Below are 21373 nucleotides of genomic sequence, written 5' to 3' on the forward strand. Positions count from 1 at the left end.
AAATGTTTGGGAGGTGTAACCTTGGAAGAGAAGATGGAAAGAGAAATCAATAAACAGAATAGAGACCTTTTGGTTAATGCACTTAAACATGAAAATCTGGATCAGTTCCGTATAGAGTTCCTTGATATGCATCCTTATGATCAGGCCCAATTTTATACGAGTTTAAAGGAAGAGTACCGGCCAGTATTGTATCGCTACTTATCACCGGAAGAAATGGCGGACCTTTTTGAAAATATAGAAATAGATGAAGAAGAATACGAAAACCTTCTAGCTGAAATGGATCCTTCGTATGCAGCCGATATGCTTTCCCATATGTACGCAGATGATGCGGCCGATGTCCTGAACGAAATCAACGATGAGCAAGCCGTTAGCTATTTGACGATCATGGATGATGAAGCGGCCAGTGAGATTCAAGAACTGCTGCATTATGAAGAGTCGACTGCCGGAAGTATAATGACCACCGAGTTCATTGCAATTGAAGCAAACGAAACGGCGCGTTCGGCCATGCAGATTTTAAAACGGGAAGCCCCGCAAGCAGAGACGATTTATTATGTGTTTGTTACGGACCAAGATAAAAAGTTACTTGGCGTGTTATCACTGCGGACATTAATCATTGCGGATGAAGATGCTTTGATTGGTGATTTGATGGATGAACGGGTCGTTTCCGTCCCTGTCTCAGAGGACCAGGAAGAAGTGGCGCGTAAAATTAGGGATTATAATTTTCTAGCCGTGCCGGTTGTGGATTTTCAGAACCATCTATTAGGGATCATAACCGTCGATGATATCATTGATGTCATGGACGAAGAAGCATCGGATGATTACTCCAAATTAGCAGGTGTATCCGACCTTGACCATGTAGATAAAAGTGCTTTTTCAGCTGCGAAAAAGCGATTGCCGTGGTTGGTCATCCTTTTATTTCTAGGTTTATTGACTGCGAGTCTGATCGGGAGGTTTGAAGAGACGCTTAGCCAAAAAGCCATCCTTGCCGTTTTCATCCCCTTGATTGGCGGGATGGCCGGAAATACGGGGACACAGGCTCTTGCTGTCGCGATTCGAGGAATTGCGACAGGTGATTTGGAAGAGGAAAGTAAATGGAAACTGATCATCCGAGAGGCTGGGACGGGGTTTATTACCGGTTTGACTTGTGGAATCGTTATAACGGGTATTGTCTACTTTTGGAAACACGATTTCATGTTAGGGTTATTGGTCGGCATTTCGATCTTCATTACCTTGATTGTGGCGACGCTAGCCGGATCGTTGGTCCCGTTGCTCATGCATAAAATGAAAATTGACCCTGCCGTTGCATCTGGTCCTTTCATTACAACCATTAATGATATCATCAGTATTCTCATCTATTTCGGATTGGCCACTTTATTGATGGGGTATTTATTGTAAGCGAAGGATTCGACTTTCGCTTACATTTTCAGTAGGTTAGAAAACGGTATTTTTCTTTCTTATTATTTGTTATAATGGAAATTAGTATCAGGTACTAATAACTTGTATTAATTTTAGGAGGATCATATACACATGACTTTTTCATTAGAAGGAAAAACGTTCGTCATCATGGGTGTCGCCAACAAAAGAAGCATCGCTTGGGGAGTGGCCCGTTCCTTACATAAAGCGGGTGCCAAGCTGATTTTTACATATGGAAAAGAACGTACAGAAAAAAGTGTCAAGGAGTTGTCTTCCACTTTGGAGGGCGAACCTTCAATCATCCTGCAATGCGATGTAACAAAGGATGAAGATATCGAGAAGTGCTTTGCTTCCATTAAGGAGAAGGTGGGAGTCATTCATGGTGTCGCTCATTGTGTGGCATTTGCTAATAAAGAAGAGCTAGATGGTGATTTTGTCAACACTAGCCGTGAAGGATTCTTGCTTGCACACAACATTAGTTCCTTCTCATTAACGGCTGTGGCTAAGGCGGCGAAAGAAATCATGCCAGAAGGTGGAAGCATTGTCACCATGACCTATCTTGGTGGCGAAAGAGTCATGCCGAATTATAATGTGATGGGTGTGGCTAAGGCGTCACTTGAAGCCAACGTACGGTATTTATCAAGTGATCTTGGTAAGGATAATATTCGTGTCAATGCCATATCTGCAGGGCCAATTCGCACCCTTTCCGCCAAAGGCGTTCGTGACTTCAACACCATCTTGAAGAAAATCGAAGAAGAAGCACCGCTCCGTCGTACAACTACTCCGGAGGAAGTCGGGGATACTGCCGTTTTCCTTTTCAGTGACATGTCACGCGGAATCACAGGGGAAAATATCCATGTGGATTCAGGTTACCATATTATTGGATGAGGAATAGGGGGCTTCAATAGACAATCTCGTCATTGATGCCCCCCATATTGCCAGGATGCTTTCATGTATAAGCATTCTGGCTTTTTATTTTCTTATGTTTTCGACAACGATAACCTTTTATCGGTCCATATGCCCCTTATCCTTTTGGTCTTCAAAAATTGGAGTCAATTTATCCTTCCCGGTATTTTGTAGGTTCACTTCGATCTTTATCGATTTAATCGTGTCATCTTCTAATGGAATTTCTCCGTCTTTTTGAATTTCCTTCCACTTTTTAATGTCTTTTCGATAAAGGGTTTCAGAAAGTCTGAATAGATCGACTTTCTTTTCTTTTGCATATTTATAGGTGTATTTGATTTCCTTTTTGAGAATACGCTTTAATTCTCTTTCATATTCCTTAGGTGATGAATCCACCTTCATCGTCTCGATGCTCGATTTCAGTTTCATCTTGATGTGAAACCGTACCTTTCCATCCTTCTCTATAACCGGTTTCATTTTAACCTTTTTTTCGTAAACAATGACAGAAGTGTCCTGCCTGGTCCCCGGGAAAAGTGTAACACTATCGCGAACAAAGTTCTTATTTACCAGTCTTGCCCCTTTCATTGCACGAGTAGGAAAAATGGTTTTAATCTTATTTTCTGAAATGACTGCAATGCTATCCAACAGCAAGTCTTTCTTTTTTTCTTTCTGGCCGCTCCATTGTTTTGTCACTTTCATTCGGGGAATGGAAACAAAATAAGCTGGTTCGTCCATTTCAATGATAAGTTCCCTCAAGTTTATGGGTGGTATAAATGAGCTTTGCTTATAGTTCCCCTCGGGATCGCTTAATTTAGAAAAAGCCAGGGAAATATTTTCGATAGGACCAACCAGCATTGCTTCTTTAACTGATTCCTTGGTCATATAAAAGAAAATGCGGTAACGCGTTTCACGATAGCGGTCCAGAAAATCCACTGTCTTTTTGAATCCCCCTGCATTAAGGGCTTCATCAGAAAAAATGACAAACGAAAGATGACCCCAATAAATGCGACGATCTGACGTATGATATAAATCGAAAATGGCTTCTTCCAGTGTATCCCCGGTTCCAGTTCCAACATCACTCGCATTTTGTGAACTTGGATCGCCACCCGCTTCGGTTTTAGCCAATCCCTGTAAGTTGATGATTTGAAGGTAAACGACGACCTTGCCGTCCTTATAATCGACTCCAACCCCATGGGCATATACAAGCCGTTCCGGTTCATTCGAATCCCAACACCCAGAAAGAAAGATGATAAGCACCAGTAATGGGATGAACTTGTACTTCATTTTTTTTCATCATCCCCTTTCCTCGTGGAGTCTTTTGGCGCAATGACGGTAGGCCTTCTTTTATCGAAAGTGGGGGGAACTCTAAAAAGGGTTTTAAATATATTGGTTGGACTTAAGTTAGCGGTCACTTCCAAGTAAGGGACCCCTAATATTCGGATATTACTCACGTATGCACATAAAAATAGAGCAAGAAGGAAAAAAGCGAACAGACCTAAAAAGGACGCAGAAGCAATCGAGAGAAGCCGGACCAAACTGATGACCCCTATGATGGATTGGTTAACGAGCGTGAAGGTAGCTACCGCTGAGCCTGCAATCACGACCAGCATGGCGGGGCTTGTCAATCCAGATCGGATTGCAGCATCTCCGATAATTAAGGCGCCGAGGACACTTAATGTTGGACCAATCGAACTTGGAAGGCGCATGCCGGCTTCCTTGAAGATTTCAAATACGATGACCATGGTTATGGCTTCGAGTGCAGTGGGAAGCGGTAATCCCCGCCTCGATTCAACGACAGTGGCAAGAAGGATCAAGGGAAGCTGATCTTGATGAAACGTAGTTAAGGCAACCCAAAAACCCGGTAAAAGCGCAGCAACAAAGATTCCGAAGATACGAAGTCCTCTTTCAAAGGTGGCGTAGGTTGATGTATATTCATTATCTTCTGAGGTCTTTAAGATAATAAAAAGGTTGATAGGAGTGATCATGGTATAAGCAATCCCATCGATGAGCAACAATATCCTCCCCTTTAATAGGCACTGTACCGCAAAATCAGGCTTTCCTGAGTAGTGATGCCTCGGAAAAAGGATAGCAGGTTTTTCCTCGATTAATTCCATGAATTGATTCCCACTATAAATTCCGTCGACATCAAGTGATTCGATTTTCTTGGAAAGTTGATCCACCATCTCGGGATTTGAAATATCATCCATATATAAAAGAGCTACTTTGGTCAAGGTACGTCTGCCTACTTCAAAATGCTTCACACTTAAGGAATTGGTGCGCATCCGCTTCCTGATCAAAGCGACATTGACTGATAAATCTTCTATGAAATTATCCCGAGGTCCTTTAATTGTAACTTCAGCTGATGTCTCCTCGGGACTACGTTGTGGACGGTTCGCTATATTGGAAGATAATAATCGATTCGTACCTAATACATGGATGATCAATTTCCCTGAGTATATCTCGGCAAATAGTTGTTCCGTTGTTGTCAGTTCTGTTAACTGTGGGAGGTGAAGGGAGGATTTTAAGTCCTCGACCGTAATCTTTCCTTTTTTATATTTCTGGAAAAAAAGAGTTAACCTCTCGAACACAAGATTATTCAATAATTCATTGTCGATCAACCCTTCACAGCCAATTAATGTGACTTTAACAGGGGCATCATCACGATAGAAAGCGTTTTGAAAAAAAACATCCTCAGAATTTCGGAAAACCTCTTTCAAATATTCTTCATCTGTACGAAGAGGCTCTTTGGAAATCGAGTCGTGCTTAATCGGTTTGGATGCTTGCTTTTCCTTTTTGTTGAACATCGCATTTGGTCCTCCTTTTTCGGCGATTTTTGAAAAAAACGAAAAGGCTCAATAGAATGGATACCGCTAAGAAGTAATAGAAAGTTCCAGGCATAATAAATGTTTTAATGATGAAATATAAATCGATATCACTGATTCTATATAAATTAGAAATGATTAAGACTAGGGAAAAGATGATGAGTAGAATCGTCTTATTCCGCTTCTTTTTTATGGAAAGGACTTCAAGGGATAGAAACAATAAAAAGGAGACCCTTATAAAAGCACCGGTTAACCATTGATAAATCGACAGAAAGTCAAGGTGCTCGATGAAGCGGCCCAATGTGACCAACCCCCATTGCTCAAATGCAGGATACTTTTGTCTGGCAGCTTCCTTCGGTCCAAACTCAGTAATGGAACCGATGAGCGGTCCCAGTATGAGTAAAGTAAGGATTAAGGCATTGAAGAAAAACACCTTATATTTTAACGGTCCATGAACTTTTTGCTGCATGAACAGAAGCGCCATCAATTCTATCAATCCGGATAAAGGATAGATGATACCGGAAAAAACGGGTTTCCACCCATGTTCCAGCACCGGTCTCAAAAGTGTATAGTCCTTGAATTGAATATTGGTGAAGGCGACAAACAATCCGAATGCAATGACTGCAGTCAATACGAAGGTATTCACGATGGCGATCGTTTGTATGTTTGTATTTGCGAGAAAAAAACATAATCCCGTGAATAGTATGATTTCAATGAAGGGAGGGGTAACCGGTAAGTAGGATACCTTGGTCCATACCACCATCTCTTTCAATGAGACTGCCGCTAATATGACGAAGAGCATGCTTAGGGAAATCGCTAGTACCTTCCCAGGCAGCTTGCCAATGTTCATTTCGACCCATTTGAAAACATTTTCATGTGCCGTGGCTTTGTGAATAAAGTACAAAAGCACACACCAACCCACAATGAGAAAAAAGGAAATAAGGACAGTGATCCACCCATCCCGTTTTGCAGCCGGTAATAAATGAGGGAGGATTGTCACATGATTCTTTAAACCGACAGCAGTCATTATGATCAAAGATAGTTGTACAGTTGAAATTTTCCCGTTTTTTCTCATCTTTGTTTACTCCTTTACTATCATTCTTCGTTTAGTTATCTCCATTTCATTCCGGAATATCCAATAGTGGACGTTTCTCCTTTTTTGGAAGAAGGTTACTTACCGAGCATAAAAAACGGAGTGCTTCATATAGATGATACATAGAGCAGATAAAAGCCTGTAGTGTGAAAAATCGGTGGGAACCCCTTTGAAATCCATTGTTGAATGAGTGAAGGAGGGAAAGTTATGGACGTGAAAAAGCGTCTGTCTTTTACCAATGGGGTGCAAACAGTATGTGAGCATCCGGTCAAACAGATAAACCCTACCAGTAAGAGACTAGATGGTTCCTATAATACGGAGGAATTGCTGGAATTATTGGGGAGACTGCCTGCTTTTGCACCTAAACCTGTTTGTAAGTTCACCATTAATGGCCGCACTCTATTCGGAAAGTTGGAACAAAAACAGGAATCCAGTCTTTTTATCAGGCATCATTTTGGTAAAAAGGTCGTCAAATACCATATAGAGCAGCTTCAATCCGTGGTTATCTTGAAATATTAGGAGGATTTGCATGTCAGAAAATAAAAATGATAAAAAATCAAAACCTTTACTATATGTCGATCAAGTAGAAGTGAAGGCCCAAAGAGGGAACATGCAAAGTGATTACCGGACAAAAAGAAAAAAGAAAGAAGTGTCAGCAGAGCCTGAAGTAGTCGAAGATGACCGAAAGACTCAAAAAATAGAAAAGATAAAACAGGAGTTCGGTGTGTACGAGGCAATGAAGGAAATTGAATCGGAACTGAGTGAAATAAAAAAAATAACGGACCAATACGTACCTGAACCAGAACAAGAACATGCGCCCGTAGAAACTAATGAGGAAATTCCTATAGATCTTGAACCAGAAAAGAAAAAAACCAAAAGGAAGAAAAGGGTGGAGAAGGTTTCGACAACTGACCTCATAACACGCCTTTCCCAACATAAAGGATACCCAAAACCAGTTTGTGAAGCAGTTATCCATGGTGAAACGGTTAGGTTTCAAGTCATGGGGATGAGGGGGGAGTCGGTAAAGATCAAAAGGGGGAACCATATCCGGTTCGTCAGATTGTCGGATATAATGAATGCTACTATTATCGAAGAGTCCAATTAGTGAAGGAGCAAAATATACATGTTTCTCTCGCAGTCTGATTTGACAATCGTGCTTCTATTAGGTCTGGCTTCATTTAGGCTTACTCGATTAATCGTTTTTGATAAAATAACCGAACCTTTGCGTCGTCCATTCTTTAAAGAAATTGAAGAAAAAGGTGAAGATGGGACGGCTGAAGTTTACCTAGTTCCAAAAGAAAAGGGATTGAGAGGTTGGATTGGCCAATTGCTTAGTTGTTTTTGGTGTGTAGGTGTGTGGTCCAGCCTCTTTCTGGTCATCCTTTATCTTGAGCATGTGTTCATGGGGCAAGTATTGATCTTGGTCCTTGCCGTTGCTGCAGTCGGTTCCATAATTGAAGTGATTATCAGTAAAATTATGGATATTTGATGGAGTACAACTTGTCTTTTTTATCATATAGTATGGTATAGATGATAAAGGAGGGTCACAAATGAATTATAAACAGAATCCTTGGCAGTATGCTGCGAAACCAATCAAAAAAGATCAGCCTGTCAAAATTAAAAAAGATTGTGGCTGTAATAAAAGCAAAAAAAACAAAGCCTATTAAATAAACGGAACCCTTCCTCTTTGGAAGGGTTTCTTTTATTTCCTAATCCTACCATTCATAAAAAATGGGATAAACAAGAAGATAATAATAGAACGTTAAATTAGGATGTGATTCTATGTTCAGAAAACGGAGAATTTTATATGTTAGCTGGATGTCTCTAGCAGTCATTATGCTCCTATTAACTGGCTGCAGCAGTAAAGATGATGGGAAAACAGAAGGATTGGCTTTAATCAAGCGAACGAATCCGGAACCGATGGATATCATTCACGGAGAAGATGAAGAAGATGAAAAAGGACTCATTACGAAAGTTAAGGAGATGGTAAGTGATGAAGACGAAATTTATGATGTGATCGTTGTGAAAAATGGTAAGAAAATCCTCGTGGCCTATAAAGTAAAGCATCTACAGCGTTTTCATATGAAAAAAATCGATAAAAACGTGACAAAAAAATTGGAAGACAAGTATCCAAAGTATAAATTTATCATTTCCAGCGATTATAAAATCTTTTTGGAGTCAGTAAGGTTGGATGAATTGCTTAAGGAAAAAGATGTACCAGAAAAGAAAGCGAAAAAGAAATTCAAAGAAATAGTTGAGCTTCATAAGGAATTAATATAAGAAGGCGAGGTTTCAAAGTATGAGCGGAAAGGAAAAGACGACCCCACAGCAAGATGAATATAAACAGCTTCAAGGCAAGCACGAGATTAAAAGGCCTGTCTTGACCAATTGTCTAAAGGCTTTTTTGGTAGGCGGTATTTTCTGCATAGTGGGACAAGCCATTTCTTATTTCTATATTTACTTCTTTAATTTCACGGAGCAGACGGCCGGGAGCCCAACCACTGCAACCATGGTATTTCTTGCTCTTTTAATGACGGGCTTCGGATTTTATGACCGGATTGGGCAATTTGCTGGAGCTGGTAGTGCCGTACCTGTTACTGGCTTCGGTAACGCGGTCATCTCAGCGGCCATCGAGCATCGTACGGAAGGATTCGTCCTTGGTGTGGGTTCCAATATGTTTAAATTGGCGGGATCGGTCATTCTATTTGGTGTATTTTCCGCTTTCGTCGTGGCTTTAATCAAAACGATTATTCAGATGATAGGGGGTTAATCGATGCTAAAGGGGAGACAAACTTGGACGTTCGCTAATAAACCAATCATTTTAAGTACGGGTGTAACGGGTGGCCCTTTTGAAGCAAATGGTGAAATTCCGGGTGACTTTGACATTCTGTACAGCGACCTGTGGATGGAGCAGGATTCGTATGAAAAGGCCCATCGTCATTTGATGGAAAAATCAGTGGAGATTGCCCTGCAAAAAGGGGGAATTGAAAAGGAACAAGTGCAATTTTTTCTGGCAGGGGATTTAATCAACCAGATTACACCCACCAGTCTGGCAGCTAGAACCAATGGGATTCCGTACTTCGGTTTGTTCGGTGCTTGTTCAACATCGATGGAAGGTCTTGCCCTGGCAGCCTTCATCACCAATTACGGTGGGGCTAACTATGTGCTGACAGGGGCGTCCAGTCATAATGCAGCCGTCGAAAAACAATTCCGTTATCCAACAGAGTATGGGGGACAGAAACCACCTACTGCTCAGTGGACGATAACCGGTGCGGGGGTAGCTTTGGTGACTCCAAATGGTACGAGGCAGGAGGCATACCCTCATGTTGTTTCCGCTACCATTGGAAGAGTCATTGACATGGGGTTGAAGGATCCTTTCAATATGGGGGGGGCAATGGCACCCGCTGCCGTAGATACGATTATCGCTCATTTCAGAGACACGGGTCTTACCCCTGACCATTATGACTTGATTGTCACTGGTGATTTAGGGCAGATAGGAAGGTCCACGGCGTTGGATCTTTTGAAGGAAAAAGGATGTAGGATCAACCAGGAAAAATTCAAAGACTGTGGATTGATCATTTATAAAAAGGATCAGCCTGTTTTAGCTGGTGGAAGTGGTGCCGGTTGTTCCGCAGCCGTGTTATACGGTCATTTATTAAATGAAATGAGTCAGGGGAAATATAAACGGATATTATTGATTGCAACAGGGGCATTATTGTCACCGTTAACGTATCAGCAAAAAGAATCGATTCCGTGTATTGCCCATGCGGTGGCCATTGAGTATGGGACAAATACATGAAAAAGGAGAGATCAGGATGTTAGCAATGTTTTTTTGGGCCTTTGTCATCGGAGGCTTGATTTGTGTAATCGGCCAGCTTTTATTCGACTTGGCTAAGCTAACCCCGGCACATACACTAAGCTTATTCGTTGTAATAGGAGCCATACTGGGAGGCTTCGAATTATATGAACCGCTTATAGACTTTGCAGGAGCAGGAGCAACCATTCCCATTGTTTCCTTTGGGAATTCCTTGGTGAACGGAGCCATGTTAGAAGCAGAAAAGCATGGGATTGTCGGCGTCCTTACCGGCATGTTTGAAATCACGAGTTCAGGAATCTCTGCAGCTATCATCTTTGGATTTATCGGAGCTTTGGTCTTCAGACCGAAAGGATGATCCATACATAGCGGAAATGGGCATGATGTTTAGGGCATGGCCTATACATATTGTCCCATCCTACATATATTATCAGTGAGCTCAATTTGAGAGCGAGGTGATTGTAATATGTTTGGTTATGGTGGCTACGGATGTGGCGGTTGCAATGAAGGCTATGGCTATGGAGGCGAAGCATACGGTGGCGGCGGATTTGGCGCTGGATCCACGTTCGTCTTGATCGTAGTATTGTTTATCCTATTAGTGATTGTCGGGGCTTCTTTCTGTTAGTGTAATTGGAATAGGCTGTATGAGCCTATTCCTTTTTTTATTGATTTTTATGGTCCTTGCACATATCCTACATCCTTCCATAAGATAGATACAGAAAAGGAGGGGCTTAGGCATGGATAACAATTTATTTAAAAACATAGAAGGAAAAACGGGTGTGAATATGAAAGATGTGATGGAATTGGCAAATTCACTTCAGGGTGCGAATTTCAAAGATGAAACGACTGTAAGGAACGTGATCAAAAGGGTATCTCAAATAGCCAATAAACCAGTCAACAAGGAAATGGAAGACAAAATCGTACATTCTATCGTTGCTGAGGGAAATAAACTGGATTTCGGGACGATTTCCAATATGATGAATAAAAAATAGTAAGCGAAACAGGAGTCTGCAGCATTGCAGGCTCCTGTTTCCATGGATATTCTTAAAGATTAAGGAACCGTGATGGATGGGCCGTCCTTCCACGCCTGGTTTGCGGGATAGAGATATAAAGATCCTTTTTGGCCCGGGTCGCAGCCACATAAAGCAATCTCCTTTCCTCTTCGAGCGGGCCTAGTTCACCCTTACGATACGAATCCAATGCAAAATCATGGGGAAGGCTGCCATCAACCGCCGCCAGGATATAAACAGATTGATATTCAAGGCCTTTAGAGCGGTGAATCGTCGTGAGCTGTATGGCATCTTTAAAGTGCTTGGACAGCTGTTTTACTTCCTGCACCATGGCAGTCATATGATCGACATGGTCGAGGAAGGAAGCAACTGTAGGAAACCGGTTAGCAGCCACTTTCAAATCACGGATATCGTCCGAACCCTTTTCCAGGTTGGCCTCATTTCCCCTCTTCTTTACATACTCTTGATAACCCAAATCCTTCTCGATGATTTCTAAAGCCACGAGCGGGGACATGGTCTTTATAGAACGGATTTGACCCGGTATTGCTTTTAATTTACGTTCTTGAAACGCATGTCCCGTTTTTACAAAGGCAAATGCATCAATAAAGTCACAATCTTGCAGGATCGTCTGGGCCTTTAGCTCTTGTAGGACGCTCTGCTTTAAAAATAAAGAAGAAAGGACGTCGGAAGCTGCTTTGCTATCATGAGGGTGCAGGCTCAAGCGCATGAATGCAAGCATGCCATGGATGACTCGCCGTTGATAAAACGAATCCGCATCCTTTTCGATCACGAAGGGAAGGTTAGAAGATGCCAGTCTTTCAAAAATGGCCCGCGACATCGTATGGGTCCTGTAAAGGATGGCGAAGTCACCAGGATTGGCACCTTTGGATATCTTCTCTTGTATGTCGGTCACGATCATCGTCGCTTCGAGCTCTTCATCATGCGGATAGAATAATACAGCCGGATTCCCTTGATCATGTTGTGCCCGCATCGTTTTATCCATCCGATGCTGATTTCGTTTTATCATTCTGTTTGCCGTAGCGACAATCTCATGGGAGGAGCGGTAATTTTCGGTCAACTTCACGACTTGGGAACCAGGGAAATCCCGGTTAAAATTCAGGATATACTTTGGATCACTCCCTCGGAATGAATAGATGGCTTGATCGTCATCACCAACAGCACAAACATTTTTTGTATCCGCTGAAAGGAGTTTTATCAACTCATATTGAACTTTATTAATATCCTGAAACTCGTCCACTAAGAAATAGCGGAACCGTCGTTGATATTTCAGTAACAATTCAGGATGGTTCTTCAAAAACACGTAACAACCTACCAGCATATCATCGAAATCATATTTACTTGTTTGCTCTTTATACGCTTCATACTTTTTATATAAGAATAAACAGGATTTCTCCCAATCATCATTCGGTTTGACATCGTCAGGAAAAATCAACGAGTTTTTCCATAGGCCAATTTGCTGAAGTGCCTGATCGTAGGCGAATTCCTTTTCATCAAGCTCTAACTCCCGACCGGCCTGCTTCAATATTTTTTCTTTTTCCCAATTCCACTTCAACAGGAAGTCCCGTTGCCATTTTTCCGGCTCATGAAAAATCAGGATTTTATAAAAGATGCTGTGGAAGGTACCACTAACAATTTGAGAGACGAGGGAAGGGGACATATAAGGATAGCTGATTAGCCGTTGCTGCATCTCCTTAGCGGATTTCGCTGTAAAGGTTACAAGCATGATGCTTTTAGGATCTACTTTTTCTACAGTGAGCATATAGGCAGTCCTGACCGTCAATACTCTCGTTTTACCGCTTCCAGCTCCGGATAAAACAAGGACGGGACCTTCTATCGTTTTAACTGCCTTTAACTGTTCGGCATCAAGCATGATCCCTTTTTCAGATAGTTCCTGAAAGTAAGGGTCCAAAAGTTCAGTGCGGACGGATGGTTTATCCAAATAGGGAGGATTGCCTGTAATGGTCCGGCTTTTCAAAAATGGTTCGATAACTGGCTTCGTTTCGGTAATGGTGCGGGATTTAGGAATTCTGAATCCGTTTTGTTCCATGTATTCTAAAGGTTTAGTTTCTGGTTTTGATATAGGATTTGGCATTTCACAAGCAGGTCGTGAAGGGTCACTGTGATAAAAATAGGGTGTTTCATGAATGCCAATGAATAATTTCACTGGCTTATCACATATGACACAAGAGAGCTGATCACGTTTTCCTTTTTCAAAGAGTGTCTGCAGCTCACTAGCCGAAACAGTAAGTAGATGTATGATTTCATTTCCCGATTTGGCTTGATTCATATAAATGGATACCTCAAATCTATTAAAAATATCGGCAATCTCCATTTTACCAGAGAAATAGAAAAAAAGAATCCGGGAAAAGATGTTTCGTTTCATTTTGATTTGGGTATGTAAATGACAAGAGAAACTATATAGTGAGGAGGGTTAATGATGGGATACATAGCGCCAGTAACGCAATTCGAATACATTCAATACGCAAACCGGACAATAGAAGCGGAGAGAAAACCAAGAATCGTTGATGGAACGACACCCATTCAGCCAATTCGTTTTGACCAAGTACTGGAAGACGAAACGAAGCGGTCGGAAAAATTTGACCATGTCACGAATATGAATCAAGACCGATCACCAAGAGCAGGTGCGTATAAGAACCATTTACTAATGAGGGCTCATGAGGAAATCACGGCTGAAATGACAGGGAAAGGCGGATATGTAAACGAAATGGTCTGAACATTCGGTAGAAATACAAAAGGACACATTTATGTGTCCTTTTTGTGTTCACTCTTAAAGAACGTCTAATTCTACAATTAGAGCTAATAGCAATTGAAGTAACAATTGGATGTTAACCGCAATTTGAGCATCGGTTGTAGTAATTTCGATATCACGGCTATTTTCAACAATTGTTTTTTGACGTGTAATTTGTTTAACATTAGAAGATTGGATCAATTCTTGAGTTATGCGGTCGGCTTGGTCAGTGTCTGCAATGGAAATGCTGACGATGACAGCGATGGCTGCTTGGATGGCCGTCTGTAAAGAAAGGGCCGCTTTAACATCTGTAGAGATTACTCTTACATTACAAGAATCTTTAATGTAAACAAGTTCTTCAGAAAGTTGGAGTTGCGAGTTTTCCTGTTTAGCTTCTTGTTCAATTTCGTTTGCAGATTCTTCACAGAATGATGTTAGGGGATGGTTGGTATTATTGTCTAGAGCCGACCATGATCTTTCAGAATGCTTGGTTGTATTGCAATTGTTGCTATGATATACATTTTGGTTCATGTCGTTTTTTCCTCCTTAGGGTTTAATTCCCTATTAAAATATGCTATGCATGTAAATTTGGTTGGACGAATAAATCAATTCATTCGTTTATTTTTAAATATTTTTTTGAAGAGAGTTTGTGCGAACGGATATGAAGCATCATAGAATGCCTTGTAAGCAAGGTCTACGCTTCATACCGAAAAAAGTGTAATTGAATAGGAGGAATGTTAGTTATTTGTCTTTTGTATCGGAATAACTAGTGTGGTGAGAATTTGTGACGGGATTCACATCGTTTTCTGTAATGCTTTTTTCTTGATTGATAAGCATTTCAGATTGTTTCTGTAAAAACTGTATGGTCTCTTTTAAGTGATTTCTTTCTTTCTCACTCAAATCAACTTTATCCTTTTTGACACCATGCTTTCTCAAGGTCCTTGAAACGAGTAGTTCCATTAATCTTTTTTGAGATTCATCCATGTTAAATTCATTGTTACTCATGAAATTTCCCTCCTTCTTGCTTTCTATATATAGACTATGTTTATTTGTAGAATTTGACATAGAATGGGAAGGGATTTTTATGAGAATGGTATATAGAAAAAAACGCTGTCCCCTGTGGAAAACCCAAGGGAACAGCGTTTTTATTAGGAAATCTTTTTTTTCATCGTTTTATGGGGAATGCCTGCATCCATAAATTCTTCGGAAATGATTTCATACCCTAACTTCGAGTAAAAGGGGATGGCGTGCAATTGAGCATCAAGCTTCAATTGAGTGACGTCATGAGAAACCGCAAACTCTTCAATGGCATTCATGATCATGGCCCCAGCCCCAGTCTTACGGGAGTCAGAGAGTACACAGATGCGCTGGACCTTACCAATCCCATCAATGATTCGAAATCTCCCCGCGCCAATAGGCTGATCTTCATCGTTATATAAGACAAAGTGTGTGGAATCTTCTTCATATTGGTCAATCTCTTCTTCAAGTGGGACATGTTGTTCCTCTACAAACACTTTTTTTCTTATGGTGTAGGCATATCCACGTTCTTGCTCGTTCTCAACAATTTTTACAAACACGAAATTATTCAGCTCCTAAACGAAATGTTTCATATACAGTCCAAGTTCCATCTTCTAATTGATACAATAAATGAATTCTTTTGACTTCTTCTTCGTGGCTTACATCAAGCATGCTTAATTGGCCTAACACATCTGAATGTTCGTTATCAGATAAATCTTGTGCAATCGTTATATGTGGCACAAAAGCATGTTCTGTTTCGTTTTTGAAGAAGTTCTCATCATGAAGCATTTCGTGTAAGTCTTCCAATTCCTTTGACAGCTCCACTTTAAAATAAATGGTGTTGCTGACGGGTTGGAAGGATTTCGCTTTCGTCACATTTAAGGAGAAAGGCTGGAACTTCCGTGCAATGTCTTTCAAGCGTTCTGCAACTGCTGAAATTTCCGTTTCAGTCGCTTCAAACGGTTGTTTAAGTGTAAGATGTGGTGGAATGAATGCGTACTTTGTATCATACCGTTTCCGGTAGGAGTTAGCTAAATCTTGAAGTTTTTTTGAAGGGAAAATTGCAACACCATATTTCATATTGTTACCTCCTAAGATTATAATTTAATTTTGCGAAAACTCTAATCCAAATGCATCATTTCTACCATTCCAATCGAGATTAAAACATTTCAAGAAGGGCCCTTTTTAAATCTGCCTGCCAAAACTTCCATGTATGATTCCCTTCAAATTCTTCATAGAAGCAAGGGAATCCTTTTTGTGTTAACAATTGATGAAGTTCCCGATTGGGTTCTATGAAATTTGCCCGGTTCCCGTCTGTAGTGGGTACATCGGTCTCTTCCGTTCCAATCACATGATACAGTTCGAGGAGATGAGGATTCTCAAAACTACGGACAGCATCCATCACTTCTTCATTGGCAAGCGGAGATTGCATGATACATTTACCGAATGTATGTGGATATTTAAGTGCAGCGAGCAGGGAGACCGTGCCACCAAGGGAATCCCCCATTAACGCCCGGCCATGTCCCATTTGATAGGTCGGGAATTCCTCATCTAAAAATGGAACGAGTTCATGGGCCAGAAATCGTATGTAGGCTTCGTGCTGTTCACCATCAGGATGATATTTCCGTCTGCGGTCAAACCGATCTTTATATGGAATGCCGACGATTATAATATTCTCTATCTCGCCATTTCCCAGAAGTTCATCAGTCACACGGCCTATTCGACCCATTTGGAAATAATCTCGACCATCTTGAGCTATGACAAGCGTATATTTATAAAGTGGTGAAAAATTAGCCGGTAAATATACAAGTAGCTCTAATTCCTCAGATAATGCCTCACTTTTAAACATATATTCTTTTATCGTGCCTTTGCGTAAACTCATTTACCCGCACCTCTATGAATTTATAATGAAAATAATGTTCTTAGTTATTTTAGCATAGCCATCCTTCTTTTTCCTGTCTGAAGGATACAGAAAAGTAATTTTTCTATTATTTTCTAAATATTTAGAATACTTAATGGTATAATGGAAAGATATCAATAAAAGGGGAGGCAGATAAAATGGCAGATGTACGCGTCCATAGTAGGGAAGTCACAAGAGCGGCTAAACAAGCATTACTAGATCGTGGTGTAAGTGTGGAAGATATTGCTGAGATTGTCTTTGAATTACAATTCCCTTATAAAGCTGATTTGAAAGTAGAGGAATGCATTAGAAGTGTTGAAAGGGTGCTTTTAAAGAGAGAAATCCAACATGCCATTTTAGTTGGCGTTGAACTTGATCGACTTGCAGAACAAAAGAAGCTATCGGAACCGCTCCAATCCATTGTCGAATCGGATGAAGGTCTGTTTGGAGTGGATGAAACGATTGCCTTTGGTGCCGTACTTGGTTATGGAAGCATTGCCGTGACAACCTTTGGGCATTTGGATAAAAATAAAATAGGCGTCATTCACGAATTGGATAAGAAGCAAGAGGGAGTCGTACACACCTTCCTTGATGATATTGTTGCAAGCATTGCAGCAAGCGCTGCCTCAAGATTGGCACACCGTCTAAGAGATGATGAAGAATCCTTGACGGAACAAGAAAAGGATATACAGGAGGAAGAGGAGATAATCGGATAAGTTTGGATCTTTTAAACGATGCGTTAGGCACTCATCGGCATTATCCTGACCTATCATACCTGGACTTAATAAGGCGGGCCGAGAGGATGTTTTCTATTTTGAACGTTCGCTTTGTCCGCCGAAGAAAACAAAAGGCACGGATGTAACCTGAATATACTTCAAGAACTTCAATTCTCCGCTGTGTAATCTTTCCATTTTCAGATAGGTAAATGATTTCTAAAGGAACCTTTTCATCCATATGTTTCCTAATGATATATTTCATTCCGGTGGCCTCCGTTTCTATCTTTATTGGTTATATTATATGCGAACATTTGTTTGTTATGCAAGAAAATAAAGAACATTTGTTCTGAATTTGTTCATGCCCTTTATTTAAAAGCTAACAGTAAACTTTTTTTAAAATAATTCGTTGACTTTTGTCGAAAAAAACTTATAATAAATTATGTACTTAAGTAACAGAGCAAGCCAACTTTTACATACGACTTGTTAGCTCAGTGGGAGAGCACTTCCTTGACAGGGAAGGGGTCGTGGGTTCGAATCCCTCACAGGTCATCCAACGGCGTAAGCATTGTACAATCAATGTTTTCGCCGTTTTTTATTATGGTTTTACTGGATTTGATCCTAAGAAACATATAGGATTACTCCATTTTGATCATTTATCATTAACCCCTTTCATTGATATCCACCCTTTTTTCTTTTTTGGGGTAATGGTTTTTGCCGTAGAACAAAAAAGACTTCCTTATAGAGTCGGACCGTAGGCATCACTAAATATTGAAAATGTGGGTAATGGAATAAATGGCAGGTCATAATTAAGTGTAAATCGTTGTTTTTCACTTATATCAAGCATAGAATGAAACATCTAACGATTAATGTGTACAAAAAGAAATGAAATGTTTGTTCTTTTTCTAAAATATTTAATGGGAGTTTGTATAAATGAGTAAACAAATTTTTTTAGATCTTCAGGGAATTGTACATCCAAGTAATGTAAGAATGAATGAACCGCTACACCAATATACGTTTACGAAAACAGGCGGCAAGGCAGATTTCTTCGTAATGCCTAAAAATTATCAAGAAGTCCAAGCGATATATATTTATGCGCTCAACAATCATTTACCCTTAACGATCGTGGGGAATGGTTCTAACATGATTATTAAAGATGGGGGCATACGTGGTATCGTCATGACCCTTATTGATATAGCAAGCATGGAATTGGACGGTAACAAGCTCACCGTACAAAGTGGTGCCGCTATCATTCAAGCCTCTCGATTCGCGTTACAAAATAGTCTGACTGGCTTAGAGTTTGCTTGCGGGATCCCCGGCTCTGTTGGAGGGGCTTTATATATGAATGCAGGGGCATATGGTGGAGAAGTTTCAGATGTACTACAGGAAGCCCTTGTCATCACCCGTTCAGGAGAATTACAGACTTTGAAGAAGGATGAATTAGATCTGGGCTATCGTTCTAGCCGTTTTTCAAAAGAAAAACTATTGGTATTAGAAGCTACCTTCTTATTAAGAAAGGGAGAATACGAAGAAATCAAAAGTAAGATGGATGATTTTACTTTCCAGAGGGAATCTAAACAACCGCTTGAGTTCCCGTCTTGTGGAAGTGTCTTCAAACGTCCCCCTGGACATTTTGCAGGTAAACTAATCCAGGATAGCGGCTTACAAGGGAAGCAAATCGGTGGAGCTCAAGTTTCCACTAAACATGCCGGATTTATCGTAAATGTTGATTCCGCGACGGCCACCGATTATTTGGAACTCATTCAATATGTTCAAGATACCGTTAAAAGGAAATTTGACGTGGAGCTTGAAACCGAAGTGAAAATAATTGGAGAAGACTAATATCCTACAAAAGAGACTTTCGTTCATTAGAAAGTCTTTTTTTTTATCAGATTGCGGATGAAATTTGAATATGGCACGTAAAGATAAAAGTGTACGTGTTACCAAAACGGGGAAGTATACCTTTAAGTTACGGGGAACAAGTGATAGAAGGAGAGGGATATATGCGCTTAGAAGGAAAGAAAATAATCAGTCTTGTGCATCATGATTTCGAAGATTTGGAGCTTTGGTATCCAATTTTAAGATTGAGGGAAGAAGGGGCCATCGTTCATCTTGCCGGAGAAAAGGAAAATGAGACGTATATTGGTAAATATGGTGTGCCAGCCGTTTCAGATTTTGATTATGGCAGCATCAAAGCGGAAGACTATGATGCGATCCTAGTTCCGGGAGGTTGGGCACCCGATAAGATTCGCCGGTTTCCTGAAGTGATTTCTCTGATTCAGGGCATGGACGAAAACAAGAAGCCGATTGGCCAAATATGTCATGCGGGTTGGGTCCTGGTTTCAGCAGGGATTTTGCAAGGTAAGAATGTGACAAGTACGCCTGGCATCAAAGATGATATGGAGAATGCCGGGGCACATTGGATGGATGAGCCTGTTGTGGTGGACGGAAACTTGGTATCGAGCAGACGTCCACCGGATCTTCCCGATTATCTACGGGAATTGATTCGGGTGATTGAACAGAAATGAACACAAAAAAAGTGGTTTTTCCAAACGGAGAAATCACTTTTTTTGTTTCCTGTTCCCTATTGAATTTTTTTCTCTAAATTGTTCTTCAGGAAGTTTTCGATTACATGAGCCGAGACCCCTAAGGAAGGGGAATAGGAAGATAAATCAGAAAAGCTGATATGCAATTTTTCTTGGTTGAACGGGAGGGCATGGCTTTCAACAGTCTTGACGATGGGGTCCCTTAACCATTCCTTGGCCAAGGCCAAACGATTTCCAATGATAATCTGCTGCGGGTTGAAGGTATTGGAAATATTGCTAATGCCAATGCCTAGATAATGCCCGATATCTTTGAAAAGCTCACGGATTTCTTCTCTATGGCTTGCCTGGTCAACTAGGGATTTGAGCGTGATTTCTTTTGGCTGGAAAAGTACTGATGCCCGTTCAATCAAAGCTTTTTCGGATGCGTATAATTCCCAACACCCCTTGCTTCCACACTTACAGGGCTTTCCATGAACGTCAATGATCATGTGGCCCATTTCTCCGGAAAATCCATTCGCCCCGCGATACAGTTCGTTTTCCAGGATAATGCCTACACCAATCCCCATACCTGCGCTAACGTAAACAAGATGTTCATGGTCTTTGCCGGCCCCAAATTTCTTTTCTCCATAGGCCCCGGCATTTGCTTCGTTCTCTACGATGACAGGGAGACCAAACTCTTCTTCCATGTCTTTTTTTAGGTCAACATTCTTCCAACCTAAATTCGGAGCAAGCAGAATTTCCCCTTTATTATTAACGACTCCAGGAATGCCCAACCCGATTCCTACCACTCCATAATGGCTTTCGGGAGCAGTTTTTATTAAAGATTGAATCATTTCTTTCATGCGCTCAAACGTTTCTTCGTAGTTCCCATTATTCGTATTTCTACTAATTTCACTTACGATGTCACCATTGAGATCAGTAAGGATCCCTAATATATAATTTACTCCAAGATCTATCCCAATTGAGTAACCGGCTTTTTCTTGAAACAATAATAGAACGGGGCGCCTTCCACCGCTGGATTCTCCGGGACCTGATTCAAAGGTTAGATTAGCTTCCAACAGTTCATTGACGAGAGAAGATACAGTTCCCTTCGTGAGTCCGAGATGCTGCGAAATGTCTGCCCGAGATATAGGTGCACGTTTCAGGATGGTTTCTAAAATGGCCTGCTTGTTATTCACTTTCATCAGTTGCTGGTTCCAGGTCATCTTTCTACCTCCTTTTAATAATAATGGATTTTAGGTAAGTTTTATTATAACAAAAAAAATTCAAAAAACTTAGTATATTCATTAGACAAACTAAGTTATTGCTGTTATTATTATTTTCATAAGTAATGAAAGCGATTTCAAATTCATTTTATCTTAGGAGGAATACT

At 40.8% G+C, this 21373-nt stretch carries 26 protein-coding genes and 1 tRNA gene; 16 read left to right on the plus strand and 11 right to left on the minus strand.

From position 1 onward, the window contains the following. Nucleotides 1–33: 33 nt before the first annotated feature. Both mgtE and fabI read left to right on the plus strand, forming a co-directional pair. On the plus strand, nucleotides 34–1395 hold the full coding sequence (gene mgtE / locus AC503W_RS05495; protein WP_402868540.1) for a magnesium transporter: 1362 nt from the start codon (nucleotides 34–36) through the stop codon (nucleotides 1393–1395). A gap of 132 nt (nucleotides 1396–1527) precedes the next feature. Further along, nucleotides 1528–2301, plus strand: coding sequence for an enoyl-ACP reductase FabI (gene fabI, locus AC503W_RS05500; protein WP_402867805.1), 774 nt, complete (start codon nucleotides 1528–1530; stop codon nucleotides 2299–2301). A 117-nt stretch (nucleotides 2302–2418) separates the two neighbouring features. Here fabI and AC503W_RS05505 read toward each other — a convergent pair whose 3' ends face one another. Genes AC503W_RS05505 through AC503W_RS05515 form a run of 3 tightly spaced genes read right to left on the minus strand, consistent with a single transcriptional unit; the run spans nucleotide 2419 to nucleotide 6213 of the window. Further along, nucleotides 2419–3600: a Ger(x)C family spore germination protein gene (locus AC503W_RS05505; RefSeq protein WP_494916363.1), complete on the minus strand. Its 1182-nt coding sequence runs from the start codon at nucleotides 3598–3600 to the stop codon at nucleotides 2419–2421. Then, nucleotides 3597–5120: a spore germination protein gene (locus AC503W_RS05510; protein WP_427688526.1), complete on the minus strand. Its 1524-nt coding sequence runs from the start codon at nucleotides 5118–5120 to the stop codon at nucleotides 3597–3599. The genes AC503W_RS05505 and AC503W_RS05510 overlap by 4 nt, the downstream gene beginning before the upstream one ends. After that, nucleotides 5080–6213 carry a GerAB/ArcD/ProY family transporter gene (locus AC503W_RS05515; protein ID WP_427688524.1) on the minus strand — a complete coding sequence of 378 codons (1134 nt, stop codon included), beginning with the start codon at nucleotides 6211–6213 and terminating at the stop codon, nucleotides 5080–5082. Before AC503W_RS05515 ends, AC503W_RS05510 begins: the two co-directional genes overlap by 41 nt. 225 nt (nucleotides 6214–6438) lie before the next feature. Here AC503W_RS05515 and AC503W_RS05520 point away from each other — a divergent pair, with 225 nt between their 5' ends. The 9 genes from AC503W_RS05520 (at nucleotide 6439) to spoVIF (ending at nucleotide 11037) form a co-directional block, all read left to right on the plus strand. Continuing rightward, nucleotides 6439–6750 (plus strand): hypothetical protein, encoded by a 312-nt coding sequence (locus AC503W_RS05520; RefSeq protein WP_402987464.1) that lies wholly within the window; start codon nucleotides 6439–6441, stop codon nucleotides 6748–6750. Nucleotides 6751–6760: 10 nt separating this feature from the next. Next, nucleotides 6761–7336, plus strand: a complete 576-nt coding sequence (locus AC503W_RS05525; protein WP_427688522.1) for a hypothetical protein — start codon at nucleotides 6761–6763, stop codon at nucleotides 7334–7336. An 18-nt stretch (nucleotides 7337–7354) separates the two neighbouring features. Continuing rightward, a complete protein-coding gene (locus tag AC503W_RS05530; protein WP_402987470.1) occupies nucleotides 7355–7720 on the plus strand; it encodes a DUF1360 domain-containing protein in 366 nt (121 codons plus the stop codon). Between the two features lie 293 nt (nucleotides 7721–8013). Continuing rightward, the gene (locus tag AC503W_RS05535; protein WP_402867812.1) at nucleotides 8014–8511 is read left to right on the plus strand and encodes a YhcN/YlaJ family sporulation lipoprotein; all 498 of its coding nucleotides are present in this window, start codon (nucleotides 8014–8016) and stop codon (nucleotides 8509–8511) included. 19 nt (nucleotides 8512–8530) lie between these two features. Beyond that, nucleotides 8531–9001 carry a stage V sporulation protein AC gene (spoVAC, locus tag AC503W_RS05540; protein ID WP_402867813.1) on the plus strand — a complete coding sequence of 157 codons (471 nt, stop codon included), beginning with the start codon at nucleotides 8531–8533 and terminating at the stop codon, nucleotides 8999–9001. A gap of 3 nt (nucleotides 9002–9004) precedes the next feature. Next, complete coding sequence (gene spoVAD, locus AC503W_RS05545; RefSeq protein WP_402867814.1) at nucleotides 9005–10030, plus strand: stage V sporulation protein AD; 1026 nt, start codon at nucleotides 9005–9007, stop codon at nucleotides 10028–10030. Between the two features lie 16 nt (nucleotides 10031–10046). After that, nucleotides 10047–10403, plus strand: a complete 357-nt coding sequence (gene spoVAE / locus AC503W_RS05550) for a stage V sporulation protein AE (RefSeq protein WP_402987473.1) — start codon at nucleotides 10047–10049, stop codon at nucleotides 10401–10403. Nucleotides 10404–10511: 108 nt separating this feature from the next. After that, nucleotides 10512–10670 (plus strand): YjcZ family sporulation protein, encoded by a 159-nt coding sequence (locus AC503W_RS05555; RefSeq protein ID WP_427688517.1) that lies wholly within the window; start codon nucleotides 10512–10514, stop codon nucleotides 10668–10670. A 112-nt stretch (nucleotides 10671–10782) separates the two neighbouring features. Beyond that, nucleotides 10783–11037, plus strand: a complete 255-nt coding sequence (gene spoVIF, locus AC503W_RS05560) for a sporulation-specific transcription regulator SpoVIF (protein WP_402867817.1) — start codon at nucleotides 10783–10785, stop codon at nucleotides 11035–11037. 52 nt (nucleotides 11038–11089) lie between these two features. On the opposite strand, the gene AC503W_RS05565 is transcribed toward spoVIF, so the two are convergent. Beyond that, nucleotides 11090–13363, minus strand: coding sequence for an ATP-dependent helicase (locus tag AC503W_RS05565; RefSeq protein WP_427688516.1), 2274 nt, complete (start codon nucleotides 13361–13363; stop codon nucleotides 11090–11092). Between the two features lie 147 nt (nucleotides 13364–13510). Here AC503W_RS05565 and AC503W_RS05570 point away from each other — a divergent pair, with 147 nt between their 5' ends. After that, complete coding sequence (locus AC503W_RS05570) at nucleotides 13511–13810, plus strand: hypothetical protein (protein WP_494916368.1); 300 nt, start codon at nucleotides 13511–13513, stop codon at nucleotides 13808–13810. A gap of 54 nt (nucleotides 13811–13864) precedes the next feature. Here AC503W_RS05570 and AC503W_RS05575 read toward each other — a convergent pair whose 3' ends face one another. The 5 genes from AC503W_RS05575 to AC503W_RS05595 form a co-directional block, all read right to left on the minus strand. Further along, complete coding sequence (locus AC503W_RS05575) at nucleotides 13865–14356, minus strand: spore coat protein (RefSeq protein WP_427688512.1); 492 nt, start codon at nucleotides 14354–14356, stop codon at nucleotides 13865–13867. Between the two features lie 210 nt (nucleotides 14357–14566). Then, nucleotides 14567–14830, minus strand: a complete 264-nt coding sequence (locus AC503W_RS05580; RefSeq protein ID WP_427688510.1) for a hypothetical protein — start codon at nucleotides 14828–14830, stop codon at nucleotides 14567–14569. Between the two features lie 143 nt (nucleotides 14831–14973). Further along, nucleotides 14974–15402 carry a GNAT family N-acetyltransferase gene (locus tag AC503W_RS05585; protein ID WP_427688508.1) on the minus strand — a complete coding sequence of 143 codons (429 nt, stop codon included), beginning with the start codon at nucleotides 15400–15402 and terminating at the stop codon, nucleotides 14974–14976. A gap of 4 nt (nucleotides 15403–15406) precedes the next feature. Continuing rightward, nucleotides 15407–15922, minus strand: coding sequence for a YjcG family protein (locus AC503W_RS05590; protein ID WP_427688507.1), 516 nt, complete (start codon nucleotides 15920–15922; stop codon nucleotides 15407–15409). A 79-nt stretch (nucleotides 15923–16001) separates the two neighbouring features. Continuing rightward, on the minus strand, nucleotides 16002–16724 hold the full coding sequence (locus AC503W_RS05595; RefSeq protein WP_427688505.1) for an alpha/beta hydrolase: 723 nt from the start codon (nucleotides 16722–16724) through the stop codon (nucleotides 16002–16004). A gap of 176 nt (nucleotides 16725–16900) precedes the next feature. Between AC503W_RS05595 and AC503W_RS05600 the strand changes: the two genes are divergently transcribed. Beyond that, complete coding sequence (locus AC503W_RS05600) at nucleotides 16901–17458, plus strand: phosphatidylglycerophosphatase A family protein (RefSeq protein WP_427688503.1); 558 nt, start codon at nucleotides 16901–16903, stop codon at nucleotides 17456–17458. Between the two features lie 40 nt (nucleotides 17459–17498). Here AC503W_RS05600 and AC503W_RS05605 read toward each other — a convergent pair whose 3' ends face one another. Beyond that, complete coding sequence (locus tag AC503W_RS05605; RefSeq protein ID WP_402867826.1) at nucleotides 17499–17720, minus strand: hypothetical protein; 222 nt, start codon at nucleotides 17718–17720, stop codon at nucleotides 17499–17501. A 215-nt stretch (nucleotides 17721–17935) separates the two neighbouring features. Here AC503W_RS05605 and AC503W_RS05610 point away from each other — a divergent pair. The 3 genes from AC503W_RS05610 to AC503W_RS05620 all read left to right on the plus strand — a co-directional run bounded on the left by AC503W_RS05610 (nucleotide 17936) and on the right by AC503W_RS05620 (nucleotide 19983). After that, nucleotides 17936–18007 (plus strand) — tRNA-Val (locus AC503W_RS05610). A gap of 381 nt (nucleotides 18008–18388) precedes the next feature. Beyond that, nucleotides 18389–19297, plus strand: a complete 909-nt coding sequence (murB, locus tag AC503W_RS05615) for a UDP-N-acetylmuramate dehydrogenase (protein WP_427688501.1) — start codon at nucleotides 18389–18391, stop codon at nucleotides 19295–19297. A gap of 161 nt (nucleotides 19298–19458) precedes the next feature. Next, nucleotides 19459–19983: a type 1 glutamine amidotransferase domain-containing protein gene (locus AC503W_RS05620; protein ID WP_427688499.1), complete on the plus strand. Its 525-nt coding sequence runs from the start codon at nucleotides 19459–19461 to the stop codon at nucleotides 19981–19983. Nucleotides 19984–20039: 56 nt separating this feature from the next. Here the strand turns inward: AC503W_RS05620 and AC503W_RS05625 are convergent, their stop codons facing one another. Continuing rightward, entirely contained in the window at nucleotides 20040–21206 is a 1167-nt protein-coding gene (locus AC503W_RS05625; protein ID WP_427688497.1) for an ROK family protein, read from the minus strand. Nucleotides 21207–21373: the final 167 nt, after the last annotated feature.

This window comes from Peribacillus suis (assembly GCF_059384845.1).